At 59.7% G+C, this 14261-nt stretch carries 16 protein-coding genes and 1 riboswitch; of the genes, 11 read left to right on the forward strand and 5 right to left on the reverse strand.

The window, feature by feature from the left end; translation table 11 throughout:
* The first annotated feature begins 98 nt into the window (after positions 1–98).
* The 4 genes from QZ196_RS03530 to QZ196_RS03545 all read left to right on the forward strand — a co-directional run bounded on the left by QZ196_RS03530 (position 99) and on the right by QZ196_RS03545 (position 4496).
* The gene (locus tag QZ196_RS03530; RefSeq protein WP_296424050.1) at positions 99–1784 is read left to right on the forward strand and encodes an NAD(P)H-dependent oxidoreductase subunit E; all 1686 of its coding nucleotides are present in this window, start codon (positions 99–101) and stop codon (positions 1782–1784) included.
* Between the two features lie 64 nt (positions 1785–1848).
* Positions 1849–2934, forward strand: a complete 1086-nt coding sequence (gene ftsY, locus QZ196_RS03535) for a signal recognition particle-docking protein FtsY (protein WP_296423945.1) — start codon at positions 1849–1851, stop codon at positions 2932–2934.
* Positions 2935–2971: 37 nt separating this feature from the next.
* Positions 2972–3874: a DMT family transporter gene (locus tag QZ196_RS03540; protein ID WP_296423947.1), complete on the forward strand. Its 903-nt coding sequence runs from the start codon at positions 2972–2974 to the stop codon at positions 3872–3874.
* Between the two features lie 10 nt (positions 3875–3884).
* The gene (locus tag QZ196_RS03545; RefSeq protein WP_296423950.1) at positions 3885–4496 is read left to right on the forward strand and encodes an inner membrane-spanning protein YciB; all 612 of its coding nucleotides are present in this window, start codon (positions 3885–3887) and stop codon (positions 4494–4496) included.
* On the opposite strand, the gene QZ196_RS03550 is transcribed toward QZ196_RS03545, so the two are convergent.
* Both QZ196_RS03550 and QZ196_RS03555 read right to left on the reverse strand, forming a co-directional pair.
* Positions 4493–4819, reverse strand: coding sequence for a PilZ domain-containing protein (locus tag QZ196_RS03550; protein WP_296423953.1), 327 nt, complete (start codon positions 4817–4819; stop codon positions 4493–4495). The two genes, QZ196_RS03545 and QZ196_RS03550, sit on opposite strands and share 4 nt — an antisense overlap.
* 57 nt (positions 4820–4876) lie before the next feature.
* Positions 4877–5584, reverse strand: a complete 708-nt coding sequence (locus QZ196_RS03555; protein ID WP_296423955.1) for a glutathione S-transferase N-terminal domain-containing protein — start codon at positions 5582–5584, stop codon at positions 4877–4879.
* 122 nt (positions 5585–5706) lie between these two features.
* Positions 5707–5784, forward strand: a riboswitch (SAM riboswitch).
* A 60-nt stretch (positions 5785–5844) separates the two neighbouring features.
* Here QZ196_RS03555 and metZ point away from each other — a divergent pair.
* From metZ to QZ196_RS03590, 7 genes are all read left to right on the forward strand, one after another.
* Entirely contained in the window at positions 5845–7032 is a 1188-nt protein-coding gene (gene metZ, locus QZ196_RS03560) for an O-succinylhomoserine sulfhydrylase (protein WP_296423958.1), read from the forward strand.
* A gap of 295 nt (positions 7033–7327) precedes the next feature.
* Positions 7328–8431, forward strand: coding sequence for a GTP cyclohydrolase FolE2 (gene folE2 / locus QZ196_RS03565; protein WP_296424052.1), 1104 nt, complete (start codon positions 7328–7330; stop codon positions 8429–8431).
* 160 nt (positions 8432–8591) lie between these two features.
* Positions 8592–9212 (forward strand): ATP-dependent Clp protease proteolytic subunit, encoded by a 621-nt coding sequence (locus QZ196_RS03570; RefSeq protein WP_296423961.1) that lies wholly within the window; start codon positions 8592–8594, stop codon positions 9210–9212.
* A gap of 124 nt (positions 9213–9336) precedes the next feature.
* A complete protein-coding gene (gene clpX, locus QZ196_RS03575) occupies positions 9337–10602 on the forward strand; it encodes an ATP-dependent Clp protease ATP-binding subunit ClpX (RefSeq protein ID WP_296423963.1) in 1266 nt (421 codons plus the stop codon).
* A 9-nt stretch (positions 10603–10611) separates the two neighbouring features.
* Positions 10612–10989, forward strand: coding sequence for a RidA family protein (locus QZ196_RS03580; RefSeq protein ID WP_296423965.1), 378 nt, complete (start codon positions 10612–10614; stop codon positions 10987–10989).
* 60 nt (positions 10990–11049) lie between these two features.
* Positions 11050–11436, forward strand: coding sequence for an NADH:ubiquinone oxidoreductase subunit NDUFA12 (locus QZ196_RS03585; protein WP_296423967.1), 387 nt, complete (start codon positions 11050–11052; stop codon positions 11434–11436).
* Between the two features lie 9 nt (positions 11437–11445).
* Positions 11446–11805, forward strand: a complete 360-nt coding sequence (locus tag QZ196_RS03590; protein WP_296423968.1) for a DUF2155 domain-containing protein — start codon at positions 11446–11448, stop codon at positions 11803–11805.
* Here QZ196_RS03590 and aat read toward each other — a convergent pair.
* The 3 genes from aat to accB are packed head-to-tail and all read right to left on the reverse strand — an operon-like array spanning position 11769 to position 14227.
* On the reverse strand, positions 11769–12419 hold the full coding sequence (gene aat / locus QZ196_RS03595) for a leucyl/phenylalanyl-tRNA--protein transferase (protein WP_296423970.1): 651 nt from the start codon (positions 12417–12419) through the stop codon (positions 11769–11771). The genes QZ196_RS03590 and aat overlap by 37 nt on opposite strands.
* Positions 12395–13741, reverse strand: coding sequence for an acetyl-CoA carboxylase biotin carboxylase subunit (accC, locus tag QZ196_RS03600; protein ID WP_296423972.1), 1347 nt, complete (start codon positions 13739–13741; stop codon positions 12395–12397). The genes aat and accC overlap by 25 nt, the downstream gene beginning before the upstream one ends.
* Before the next feature lie 9 nt (positions 13742–13750).
* The gene (accB, locus tag QZ196_RS03605) at positions 13751–14227 is read right to left on the reverse strand and encodes an acetyl-CoA carboxylase biotin carboxyl carrier protein (protein WP_296423974.1); all 477 of its coding nucleotides are present in this window, start codon (positions 14225–14227) and stop codon (positions 13751–13753) included.
* Between the last annotated feature and the right edge of the window lie 34 nt (positions 14228–14261).

Raw genomic sequence — 14261 nt, forward strand, 5'->3', positions numbered from 1 at the left:
CACCAAGGAACGGTTTGGTGGCTTATGGGGTCGCTTTTGCGTGGTTCGGGGCGGGCGGCGGCGGTATGTTGCCCGTGATTTGGCATGGGAATGGCGTGATGGCACTTGATACGCGCAAAGGCGTTTGGAAAACCGGCAAGGGCAAGGGGCGCCATACGCCCAAAGGGCGTCAGCTGGATGATGTCGCTTGGGAACAGGTCAAGGCGCTTTTGGGCGACAGACCGCGCCGCCGTGATTTGTTGATCGAGTTTCTGCATTTGGTGCAGGATCAGTTCGGCTGCCTGTCCGCCGCGCATCTGCGTGCATTGGCCGAAGAAATGCGCATGTCACAGGCCGAGGTTTATGAAGTCGCAACCTTTTACGCGCATTTTGACGTGGTAAAAGAAGGAGAGCCGGTGCCGCCCGCGCTGACAATACGGGTATGCGATTCGTTGTCGTGCGAACTGGCGGGCGCACAGCAGTTGCAGGCGGCGCTGACCGATGGGATGGACCCCGCAAAAGTCCGTGTCGTGCGCGCGCCGTGCATGGGGCGGTGTGATACGGCACCGGTGGTCGAATTGGGCCATAACCACGTTGATCACGCGACTTTGACAAAGGTCGCAGCGGCGATTGCGGCGGGGGATACCCACGCGCATGTGCCGGACTACCAAGCGTTTGCTGCCTATGCGGCGACGGGCGGCTACGACACGCTGAAATCGCTGCGCGCGACTGGTGATTGGGCGGCGGTGCAGGACACGGTTCTGGCATCGGGTCTGCGCGGGCTTGGCGGTGCCGGGTTTCCGTCGGGCAAGAAATGGGGCTTTGTCCGCGGCAATGCAGGCCCGCGTTATCTGGCCGTAAACGGGGACGAGGGCGAGCCGGGGACGTTCAAGGACCGCTATCATCTGGAACGCACGCCGCATCTGTTCCTTGAGGGGATGCTGATTGCCGCATGGGCGGTCGCGGCCGAGACGTGTTTTATCTACATGCGCGACGAATACCCGGCGGTATTGGAGATTTTGCGCCGCGAAATCCGCGCCTTGGAAGATGCGGGGATCGTCGCCGCAGGTTATATTGATCTGCGGCGCGGTGCGGGAGCCTATATCTGCGGCGAGGAATCCGCGATGATCGAAAGCATTGAGGGCAAACGCGGTATTCCGCGTCATCGCCCGCCTTTCGTCGCGCAAGTGGGTATTTTTGGCCGACCGACGCTGGTGCATAACGTGGAAACGCTGCTGTGGGTTGCGCGGGTGTGCCGCGAGGGGCCAGAGGTTCTGAATGCCGCCGAAAAGAACGGGCGCAGGGGGCTGCGGTCCTATTCGGTGTCGGGCCGGGTGGCGCAGCCGGGGGTGTATTTGCTGCCTGCGGGGTCCACGATTTTGGACGTGATCGCGGCGGCTGGCGGCATGGCGGCAGGCCATGTGTTCAAGGCCTATCAACCCGGCGGGCCGTCATCGGGGCTGTTGCCGGCGTCAATTCACGATGTGCCGCTGGATTTTGACACCTTGCAGCCGCTGGGCACATTCATCGGGTCGGCGGCTGTGGTTGTGCTGTCGGACAAGGACCGCGCGCGCGATGCGGCGTTGAATATGCTGCGTTTCTTTGAAGACGAATCGTGCGGGCAATGCACGCCGTGCCGTGTTGGCTGCGAAAAGGCGGTAAAGCTGATGCAGGCAAAGACCTGGGATCGACCGTTGCTGGATGATCTGTGCACCGCGATGGCCGATGCCAGCATTTGCGGTCTGGGGCAGGCGGCGCCGAACCCGATCAAGCTGGTGATGCAGCATTTCAGCGATGAAATCTGACTGGGCTTTTCAATTGGTCTGACAGGGATTAGGTCATTTGAGGTAATGATCCAAAGGCGCGCCGATGTCGTTTTTCAAAAAGCTCAAGGACCGGATGCTGCGGTCGTCCTCGAAAATCGACGAGGGTCTGGACGCGATCATCGGCGATGGGGTGGCGCAGGACGCACCGCCCCAAGAGACGCAGGCGCCGGTCGTGGTGCAGGACGCAGCCCCGGTTTCCGCGCCGCCGCCAGAGGCCGTGGAAGATACGCAACCTGTTGAAAAGAAGGGTATTATAGGCCGTCTTTTTGGGGGTGCCGATGATGCCGATGTTGTCCGCCGTGCGCTGGACGATGCCATGCTGGAGCAGTTGGAAGAGCTGTTGATCAGCGCCGACATGGGCGTGGATACCGCGTTGCGCGTCACTGCGAATATGGCCGAAGGCCGACTGGGCAAGAAGCTGTCAGTGAACGAGATCAAGCAGTTACTGGCCGATGAGGTCACCCGGATCATGGAGCCGGTGGCACGGCCCATGCCGCTTTATGCCAAGAAACCGCAGGTGGTTCTGGTCGTGGGGGTGAATGGGTCGGGCAAGACCACGACGATCGGCAAACTGGCCAGTCAGTTCCGCGCGGCAGGTAAAAATGTGGTGATTGCGGCGGGCGACACGTTCCGTGCGGCGGCGGTCGAACAGTTGCAGGTCTGGGGCGAACGGGCCGGGGTGCCGGTTCTGACGGCCCCCGAAGGGTCGGACCCGGCCAGCCTTGCGTTTGACGCAATGACGCAGGCACAGGCCGATGGCGCGGATCTGTTGATGATCGACACCGCGGGCCGGTTGCAGAACCGTGCCGATCTGATGGAAGAACTGACCAAGATCGTGCGCGTGATCCGCAAGAAGGACCCCGACGCCCCGCATAACACGCTGTTGGTTCTGGACGCGACGACGGGACAAAACGCGCTGCAACAGGTGAAGGTGTTTCAGGAACTTGCCGATGTGTCCGGCCTTGTGATGACGAAGCTGGACGGCACGGCCAAGGGCGGAGTGCTGGTGGCGTTGGCCGATAAATTTGGCCTGCCGATCCATGCGATTGGTGTGGGCGAACAGATCGACGATCTGGCGCCATTTGATCCCGAGGAATTCGCAGCCGCGCTTGTCGGGTTGGAGAATTGAACGCTTGTCTGACCTGCGCATATGGCGCGGTTGACTGATGGGGGAATGGATTGTGTCAATTGCCGGCACGCCCGAGGGGGCGCGTCTGGCCACGATGCTGGCGTTGATGTCGGCCTTGGCACATGCGGTATTTGGCGCGCTGCAGAAGGGGCGCTATGACCCGTGGCTGACGCGCGGGGCGATTGACGGCTGGCTGGCGATTTTGTCGGCGCCGATTGCGTTGTTTGTGGTGCCTTGGCCAAATCTGACGACGGCCCTGATCCTTGTGGGCGCGATTGCGGTGCATTTCGCCTATAAGGTCACGATGGCGATGGCCTATGAAAAGGCTGCGTATACAGTGGTTTACCCGGTGGTCCGTGGCACTGGGCCGCTGGTGACGGTGATCGCGGCAACGGTGTTTTTCGGCGAGCATTTCACCCCTGTGCAATGGCTGGGGGTCGCCTGCCTGTCGGGGGGGATTTTGATGTTGGCGCTGCGTAACCTGTCGGAAGAGGTGATTGACCTGCCTGCCCTGAAACTGGGGTTGATGTGGGCGGTGGCGGGTGGTGTGCTGGTCGCGCTATATACGACATATGACGCCTATGGTATTCGGCAGTCGCCGGACCCGTTCACATTTCTGGCCTGGTTTTTCGTTGTCACGGCTTTGGATTTCCCGATTCTGGCGGTGTTACGCTATCGCCGGATGGTTACCCCGCCGGTGCTGGCGCCGCTGATGTGGCGGGGCATCGCGGGGGCGTTGATTGCATGGGTCAGCTTTGGCGGGGTGATGTTGGCCACGCGGCTGGACAAGGTGGGCGAAGCGGCGGTATTGCGCGAAACCTCGACCGTGTTTGCGGCGCTGATCGGCTGGTTTATCCTGGGCGAAAAAGTGGGTCCGCGCCGTTTGTTTTTGATGGCACTGGTTGCGCTGGGCGCCGTGATTGTGGAAATGGGGGGCTAGGGGGACAGTCATGGCTGAAAAAACGATTAATCCGGTGCTGAAACAGGTGCTTGAATTAGGCCCGACAGTGGCGTTCTTCCTGATCTATATGCGGATCAAAGGGGACACGTTCACCATTTCCGGGACCGATTACAGCGGATTCATCGTCGCGGCTTTGGTCTTTGTGCCGATCCTGCTGGTGGCGATGGGGCTGCTGTGGCTGCTGACCGGCAAGCTGAGCCGGATGCAGATGTTTACCGCGTTCATGGTCATCTTCTTTGGTGGCCTGACGGCGTATTTCAATGATGAGCGGTTTTTTAAGGCAAAAACCACGATTGTTTATGGGTTCATGGCGGCTTTGCTTGGTATCGGGTTGTTGCGTGGACAAAGCTATCTGCGGCTGGTGATGGAAGAATTTTTGCCGATGCAGCCAGAGGGGTGGATGATTTTCACCCGCCGCCTGACGGGTATGTTTGCCGCGCTGGCCGTCGCAAACGAGGTGATTTGGCGCACGCAATCGACGGATCTGTGGGTCAAGCTTGAGACGTTCGCGTTTCCTGTGGTGCTGTTCGTCTTTTTGTGGGTGCAGATAGCCGGGCTTCAGCGGTATCTGATTGAGGACCCTGAAACCCCCGAGGACTAGCGCATTTCCGCAAAGCCAAAGCCGACGCCGCGATTGTCCGTTTTGCGGCCGTCACGGCGATAGCGCAGCGTATCGACCTGATCGTTGGTGATCTGTGGCCGAAAGACGATGCCTGCACGCCCGCCTGCGACCCATTGCACCACGGCATCCACCCGCAAGCTCAGGATATTGAGCTGCAGTTTGTCGCCGCGTCGGGCACCACACAGACCTTCGATCCGGGCCCCTGTATTATTGACGTCGACCACCTGGGCCTTTTCCGGTCCGGTGGCGGTGCGCAGCTCAATCGGGTACTGCGTATTATATCTATGTTGCCGATGGTGCATGGCGTGACCTCACTCAGAAAAACAAGCGATTCCTACGCCTCCGAGGCTAACAATTCGTTACGACGGTTTTTGAAACAGAATATTTTGAGCGCCTTGATTCTTGCGGAAATCGCCCCGCTTTTCGGCAGCGAGGGCGCGCCCGCGCTGCACGCCGGGCCGTGCGCCCATCATGTCCAGCCAGCGCGCCATGTGGGGTTTGTCGTCCAGCGTTTGCTGCTGCCCTTCCCAGAGCGAGGCCCAGCCCCAGATCGCCATATCTGCAATCGAATAAAAATCGCCCGCGACGCATTCATGCAGCGCAAGCTGCCGGTCAAGCACCCCATAAAGGCGCGCCGTTTCATTGCGGTAGCGGTCCTTGGCGTAGGGCAAATCGTTGGGCGGGTCCATCGCCGGGGCATATTTCAGGAAGTGGTGCGCCTGACCTGCCATCGGGCCAAGGCCGCCCATCTGCCACATCAGCCATTCGTCCACCCGGATGTGGTCGCGTGCGGTCGTGCCATGGAACTGGCCGGTCTTGCGGGCCAGATATTGCAGGATCGCACCGGATTCGAAGATCGAAATCGGGGCGCCATCGGGGCCGTCGGGATCAATGATCGCAGGCATCCGGTTGTTGGGCGCAATTTTCAGGAAGTCCGGCTTGAACTGATCGCCCGCGCCGATATCCACCAGATGCAACGTGTACGGCAGCCCCATTTCCTCGAGTGCGATCGAGATTTTCCAGCCATTCGGGGTGGGCCAGAAATACAGGTCAATGGGCGCGGTCATAGGCAGTCCTTCGGCAATGTCCCCGGCCAGAATGGCATGCTGTGGCGAAAGGACAAGGGCTGTATTGGGCGCAGGATCGTTGCCGGCGGCATCTTCTTGACGTGCGCATGGCGCGGGCTTATGCACATAGTCGTGGCGATTTGTTACCGGATTGCGGGCCACGTTAAATATGCCGCTAAAGAGGGTTGCGGGTTTGTAGACCCCGATACCTTTTCCCGGTGTCGGGGTTTTTTTATTGCGCAATCGCGCGGGGACTAAAGATGAAAACGTGGAAGAAACGCACCAAGGCGGTGCATGCCGGTATCCGGCGCAGCCAATATGGCGAGGTGTCCGAGGCGATCTTTATGACGCAGGGCTTTGTTTATGACACCGCAGAAGCGGCAGAGCAGCGGTTTGTCGAATCGGGCGCGGATGAATTCATCTATGCCCGCTACGGCAACCCCACCGTGGCGATGTTCGAAGACCGGATCGCCGCGCTGGAAGGGGCCGAGGACGGCTTTGCCACGGCCTCTGGCATGGCGGCGGTCAATGGCGCGCTGACGTCGATGCTGCGGGCGGGCGATCATGTGGTGTCGGCGCGGGCACTGTTCGGGTCCTGTCTTTATATCCTCGAGGAAATCCTGAGCCGCTATGGCGTTGAGGTGACGTTTGTGGATGGCACCGACCTGACCGCATGGGAGGCGGCAATTCGGCCAGATACCAAGGCCGTATTCTTTGAAAGCGTGTCAAACCCGACCTTGGAAGTGATTGATATATCGACCGTTGCGATGTTGGCGCATGCGGTGAACGCGGTTGTGGTTGTCGATAATGTATTTGCGACGCCCGTCTTTTCGAACGCAATCGCGCAGGGCGCCGATGTGGTCGTGTATTCGGCCACCAAACATATCGACGGGCAGGGGCGCGCATTGGGCGGGGTGATCCTGGGTACCCGCGATTTCATTCGTGGCACGGTCGAACCCTATATGAAGCACACCGGCGGGTCGATGTCGCCATTCACCGCTTGGCTGATGCTGAAGGGGCTGGAGACGATGGACCTGCGGGTGCGCGCGCAGACGGCGACCGCGCTACGGTTGGCGCAGTTGCTTGAATCGGATGGCAATCTGGCGCAGGTGATTTATCCGGGGCTGGACAGCCACCGCCAAGCGGCGCTGGCCCGGGCGCAGATGGGCGCAGGCGGCACCGTGCTGGCGATTGATGCAGGGTCGCAGGCTGCGGCGTTTGGATTGCTGAACGCGCTGGAGATTTTCACGATCTCGAATAATCTGGGCGATGCGAAATCCATTGCGACGCATCCTGCCACGACGACGCATCAGCGGTTGCCTGATGCGACCAAGGCAAGGTTGGGGATCACGCCCGGCCTGATCAGGTTGAGTGTCGGGCTGGAGGACACGGATGATCTGCTGGCTGATCTGCGCGGGGCCATCGACGCGGCCTGCAGCCAGCGCTGAGCATTGAGACCGCCGCAGGCCGGGCTTGCGGCGGAGCCTCCGGCGGGGATATTTCTTGCTCGGAAGAAGGGCAAGGGGCGACCATGTGGGATTGGCCGTTCTGCCGAACCGGTGGCGCGGCGCGCCGTGGCTTTGTGCCGGGAAACGGGTTAATGTGGCATGTCCGAGCCAGTAAAAGGTGGCTGTCATGACTGATCCGCACGCCGATTTATTACGTATCTATGAAGATATCGTTGGAAAACCTGACGATGCGCCCCATCTTGGGGTTGCAGACGTAGTGCAAAGGGATCGCCAGATGAATATCCATTCCCCCGATATGGACCGAAAGCCGACCCGCGCCGAGGCCGAGGCCGCGCTGGCATTGCTGCGCCGCTGGGCCGTCGATGTGACCGCAGAGGAAGTCGCAACGCTTGATCCGCTTGTTTCGCGGTTGATCCCGGGGCAAGAGGTGTCGAATTATCCTGCCCTCGCGCGGGCCTACCCCGATGCGTTCGAGGTGGATGACGCCTATAAGGCGACGATGCCGGATCTGCAAAATGGTCCATCCAGCCTGATCCGTGGTGTCAAACAGCAAATTCAGCATGTGGGCATTTCCAACTTTCGCCTGCCGATCCGGTTTCACACCCGTGACAACGGCGATCTGACGCTTGAAACCTCGGTCACCGGCACCGTGTCGCTGGAGGCCGAGAAGAAGGGCATCAACATGTCCCGGATCATGCGGACGTTTTACAAGCATGCCGAAGAGACATTCAGCTTCGAGGTGATCGAGCGGGCGCTCGATGCGTATAAATCCGATCTGGACAGTTTCGACGCCCGTATTCAGATGCGTTTCAGCTTTCCGATGAAGGTCGAAAGCCTGCGGTCGGGCCTGTCGGGCTATCAGTATTACAACGTCGCACTTGAGCTGGTGGAAAGCGCCGGCGTGCGCAAGAAGATCGTGCATCTGGACTATGTCTATTCATCGACGTGCCCCTGTTCGCTGGAGTTGTCGGAACATGCCCGCCAGTTCCGGGGGCAGTTGGCGACCCCGCATTCGCAGCGCTCTGTCGCACGGATTTCTGTGTTGGTCGAGGACGGCGCCGGTTGTTTGTGGTTCGAAGACCTGATCGACCGTGCCCGCACAGCCGTACCCACCGAGACGCAAGTCATGGTCAAACGCGAGGATGAGCAGGCATTTGCAGAGCTGAACGCGGCTAATCCGATCTTTGTCGAAGATGCGGCCCGCCTTTTTACCCAGCAATTGCAGCGCGATCCGCGCATTTCAGATTTCCGCGTGATTGCCAGCCATCAGGAAAGCCTGCACAGCCATGATGCGGTGTCGGTGCTGACCGAGGGGGCCACTTTTTCCGCCGAAAGCCTTGATCCACAGCTGTTTGCGTCATTGTTCCACGTTGGATGACCGTAAGGTGGGTTTTAACCCACCCCACGCGGTGACATGGCTAATTGGGGGTGCGGCGCTAAATCGGCCCGGTTTCCCTTGAAGCCTTTGGCGCCCAACACTAAGACTCTATCAGGAATTTAGAAGTAGGACGTTACCGTCCAACAATGAGGCAATAAATATGCAAGACCCCGTCCAAACCTATATGAACCTTGTCCCCATGGTCGTTGAACAGACCGCAAGGGGGGAACGCGCCTATGATATTTTCTCGCGCTTGTTGAAAGAACGGATCATTTTTCTCAGTGGCCCGGTCCACGACGGGATGAGCCAACTGGTCGTTGCGCAATTGCTCCACCTCGAATCCGAGAATCCGAAAAAAGAGATCAGCATGTACATCAACAGCCCCGGTGGCGTGGTGACATCTGGTTTGTCGATTTATGACACCATGCAGTACATCAAGCCCAAGGTCAGCACGCTGGTGATTGGGCAGGCGGCGTCGATGGGGTCGCTGCTGTTGACCGCCGGTCATCCCGGCATGCGCTTTTCGTTGCCCAACAGCCGGGTCATGGTCCACCAGCCGTCAGGTGGCTATCAGGGACAGGCGACGGATATCATGATCCACGCCCAGGAGACCCAGAAGCTGAAAGACCGTCTGAACGAGATTTACGTCACGCATACCGGTCAGACGTTGAAAAAAGTTGAGACGGCGCTGGAGCGTGATAACTTCATGTCACCCCAAGAAGCCAAGGACTGGGGTCTGATTGACGAGATCGTTGTGAACCGTGAAAAATCGCAAGAGTAAACCCTGATTAACGTCCCGTGCGCATGGTCATTTTGACATTGTGGACCTTGGCGGGCTGTCCTAGTGTTACAGACGGGGACAGCCCGAAACATGTTTGAAAGGCCAGTGGGCCAAGAGGTTTGAGATGGCAACTACATCCGGTAACGACAGCAAAAACACACTTTACTGCAGCTTTTGCGGCAAAAGCCAGCATGAGGTGCGCAAGCTGATTGCCGGGCCGACCGTTTTCATCTGTGATGAATGTGTTGAGCTGTGCATGGATATTATCCGCGAAGAGACGAAATCGGCGGGCCTGAAAGCCGGCGATGGCGTGCCCACGCCGACTGAGATTTGTCAGGTGCTGGATGACTATGTGATTGGCCAGGTGCACGCAAAGCGGGTGCTGTCCGTGGCTGTTCACAACCATTACAAGCGCCTGAACCACGCCGGGAAATCCGATGTCGAGTTGTCCAAATCCAACATCATGCTGATCGGCCCGACGGGCTGCGGCAAGACACTTTTGGCGCAGACTCTGGCGCGGATTCTGGACGTGCCGTTCACGATGGCCGATGCGACGACCCTGACCGAGGCCGGTTATGTCGGCGAAGATGTTGAAAACATCATTCTGAAGCTGTTGCAGGCGTCTGAATACAATGTCGAACGTGCGCAGCGCGGCATCGTCTATATTGACGAAGTTGATAAAATTACCCGCAAGTCGGACAATCCGTCGATCACCCGCGATGTATCGGGCGAGGGCGTGCAGCAGGCGCTTTTGAAGATCATGGAAGGCACTGTGGCGTCGGTTCCGCCGCAGGGGGGCCGTAAGCATCCGCAGCAGGAATTCCTGCAGGTGGACACGACCAACATTCTCTTCATCTGCGGCGGCGCATTCGCAGGTCTGGACAAGATCATCGCGCGGCGCAGCAAAGGGTCCGGTATGGGCTTTGGCGCGGATGTCAAAGATGTCGATGAACGCGGCGTCGGCGAGGTGTTTCAGGATCTGGAGCCCGAAGACCTGCTGAAATTTGGTTTGATCCCGGAATTCGTTGGCCGCCTGCCCGTGATCGCGACATTGACCGATCTGGACGAAGACGCGCTGATCACCATCCTGACCAAGCCCAAGAACGCATTGGTCAAGCAGTACCAGCGCCTGTTCGAACTGGAAGACACCAAGCTGACATTCACCGAAGATGCGCTTGCCGCGATTGCCAAGCGTGCGATCAACCGCAAGACCGGTGCGCGTGGCCTGCGGTCGATCATGGAAGATATCCTTCTCGACACGATGTTCGACCTGCCGGGCATGGATACCGTGACAGAGGTTGTGGTCAACGAAGAGGCGGTCACATCCAATGTGGCACCGCTGATGATCCATGACGAGGGTAACAAGAAAGAATCAGCCACGGCGAGCTAGGCCGTGGCCGTGCGGCACATCTCGACGGGGTCGCCATTTGAGGCGCAAATCGGCTATAGCCGCGCCGTTGTCGCCGATGGCTGGGTTTTTGTGGCAGGTACGACGGGATATGATTACGCCACGATGACCATGCCGGACGGTATCGTGGCGCAATGCCGGAACACGCTGGCCACCATAGCTACGGCGTTGGACGCGGCTGGCAGCGGGCTAGACCATGTCGTGCGGGTCAATTACATCGTTCCAAACGCTGACGAATGGCCCGCCTGCTGGCCCTTGCTGGCTGCGGCGTTTGACGTGGCGCGGCCAGCGGCAACCATGATCTGCGCACAGCTACAGAACCCCGAAATGAAGATCGAGATCGAGGTGACTGCGCGGGTCCCTGCCTGACGCCACTGGACCTTTGCGGCCAGTTGGTGCATGACAAGGCATCGTAATCGGAGACGCGACATGGGCCTTGGTCACAACATCAAACGCATCTTTACATGGTGGGACGGCCAGACATTTGGCACCCAGCTGTGGACGTGGCGCAATGGGAAACGGGTCGGCGAGGACGCGCAGGGCAATGTGTTCTACCGTAATGCCGACGACAGCCGCCGCTGGGTCATTTTCAACGGTCAAAACGAAGCGTCCCGCGTCAGCCCCGACTGGCATGGCTGGCTGCACCATACATGGGACGAGCCGCCGACCGAACGCGCGCTGCCGCATAAGTCGTGGGAAAAGCCGCATTTGGCAAACCTGACCGGCACGCCCGACGCCTATGCCCCCGCCGGATCAATCCGCAGGTCGGCGGCCCCCGTCACGCGGTCCGATTACGAGGCGTGGACCCCTGAATAGGGTTGTGCAATGCGCCTTCTGAAACCCCTCTTATGCGCGGTTCTGCTGGCGACACCCGCCGCAGCCCAAGACGTGACGACAGCCCAAGGTGGGGTTGTGCGTGTTCTGGATAAATTGACGGGTGCGATCACCGACTTGTCGCTGCGCGCTGGCGAAGCGGGCGGGCTTGGCTATTTGGACGTCACGTTGAACCAGTGCCGATATCCCACCGCAAACCCATCTGGCGACGCCTATGCAGAGGTCGTCGTGCGTTACCGCGACGCGCCAGAGCCGGTTTTTGCCGGGTGGATACTGGCATCATCGCCGGCGCTGCATGCGATGGATCATCCGCGTTATGACGTCTGGGTGTTGCGCTGTATGACGTCCTGAGCGGGGGGTAATGCGCCGGGTGCCGTGAATGACGCCGGGGTTTGCACGGCTGCATGCAGCAGTTTGCGGTATCGGTCGCGGGGGATTTCGACCGCACCAAGGCTGGCCAGATGCGGGGTGATGAACTGCGTATCGAACAAGGTAAACCCACCGGCGCGCAGGCGATCGACCAAATAGGCCAGCGCCACTTTTGACGCATCGGTCGCGCGGCTGAACATGCTTTCCCCAAAAAATGCAGCGCCGACCGTCACGCCGTAAACGCCCCCGACCAGCGCCCCATCCTGCCAAACTTCAATGGAATGGGCGTCGCCGCGCCGGAATAGCGCGCGGTAGAGATCAAAAATAGTGTCGTTGATCCATGTTTCATCACGGTCCGCACAGCCGCGCACCACATCGTCGAAGGCGGTATCGACGGTCACGTCGAACAGTCCGCGCCGCATGGTGCGTGCCAGCCGGCGTGAAATCCGAAACCCGTCCAACGGAAATATCCCGCGCATCCGCGGGTCGACCCAGAACACCTCTGGGTCGTCGCGGCCTTCGGACATGGGAAACACGCCGGCCCGATAGGCCTGCAGCAGCAGGTCCGGGGTCAGGCGAGGTTCTGTTCGAGCCAATGCTCTAGCCAGTGGATGTTGTAATCGCCGGTTTGCACGGCCTCTTCGGCCAAAAGCGCGTGAAACAGTGGGATCGTTGTGTCAACACCATCGACAATCAACTCGCCCAATGCGCGGGCCAGCCGGGCCATCGCCTCGGGGCGGTCGCGACCGTGAACGATTAACTTGCCGATCAGGCTGTCGTAATAGGGCGGGATCCGGTAGCCATCATACAGCGCGCTGTCCATCCGCACACCCAGACCGCCGGGCGCGTGATACTGCGTGATCGTGCCGGGGCAGGGCGCAAAGTTCGGCAGTTTTTCGGCGTTAATCCGCACTTCGATCGCGTGGCCGTTGATTTTCAGGTCGTCCTGTGTGAACGACATCGGCAAACCGGACGCAACGCGCAGCTGTTCGCGGACCAGATCGACGCCAAAGATCGCCTCGGTGACGGGGTGTTCAACCTGCAACCGGGTGTTCATTTCGATAAAGTAGAATTCATCGTTTTCGAACAGGAACTCAATCGTGCCCGCGCCGATATAGTTAATCTTGGCCACGGCATCGGCACAGACTTTGCCGATTCGCGCGCGCAGTTCAGGCGTGATGCAGGGGCCGGGGGCCTCCTCCAGTACCTTCTGGTGGCGCCGCTGCAGGGAACAATCGCGTTCACCCAAATGCACCGCATTGCCTTTACCGTCGCCAAAGACCTGAATTTCGATGTGACGCGGCGTGGTCAGGTATTTCTCGATATAAACTTCGTCATTTCCAAAGGCGGCCTTGCCCTCGGCGCGGGCGGAATGGAACGCTTTTTCCATGTCAGCGGCGGTCAAGGCCACCTTCATGCCGCGCCCGCCGCCGCCAGCGGTGGCTTTGATAATGACCGGATAGCCGACTTCTGCGCCGATCCGCTGCGCATCCTTGAGCGTGGGCACACCGCCGTCAGAGCCAGGCACGCAGGGCACGCCAAGCGCCTTCATCGTGTCTTTTGCAGTGATTTTGTCGCCCATCATGCGGATATGTGCAGCGGTGGGGCCGATGAATGTCAGGTCGTGATCTTCGACCGCCTGAACGAAGGCCGCGTTTTCGGACAAAAAGCCGTAGCCGGGGTGGATCGCCTGCGCGCCGGTGATTTCACACGCCGAGATGATCGCCGGGAATGACAGATAACTTTGTGCGGACGCGGGGGGGCCGATGCAGATCGCCTCGTCCGCCATGCGCACATGCATCGCGTCACTGTCGGCTGTGGAATGCACGGCCACCGATTTCACGCCCATTTCACGGCAGGCACGGACGACACGCAGGGCAATTTCGCCCCGGTTCGCGATAAGGATTTTGTCGAACATGCTGGCCGCCTATTCGATGATCACAAGAGGGGCGCCAAATTCGACCGGCCCGCCATCTTCAACCAAGATGCGTTTCACCGTGCCGCCGCGTGGGGCGGGGATATGGTTCATCGTTTTCATGGCTTCGATGATCAGGATCGTGTCACCTTCCTTTACGACGGTGCCGACACTGACGAAGGCGGGCGCGCCGGGTTCAGCGGCCATATAAACGGTGCCGACCATGGGCGATGTGACTGCGCCGGGATGGGCGGCTGGATCGGATGATTCGGCCGCAGCGGGGGCGGCGGCGGGGGCAATGGCGGCTGGTGCCTGCACTGGTGCGGCTTGCATGACGGTCTGTGTCTGTCGGCTGACGCGGACGTTCAGGCTGTCGTTTTCGCCATAGTCCCGTTTGACCTGCAATTCGGTCAGATCGTTTTCGCGCAGCAGTTCTGCCAACGCCTGAATAAAGCTGACATCGCTTTCGTGAGAGGTTTTGTTGCTCATCGTGTCCCCGGCCCGTTGCCCATATTTTTGGCTT

The sequence above is a fragment of the Yoonia sp. genome (genome assembly GCF_017854565.1).
Classification (GTDB): domain Bacteria; phylum Pseudomonadota; class Alphaproteobacteria; order Rhodobacterales; family Rhodobacteraceae; genus Yoonia.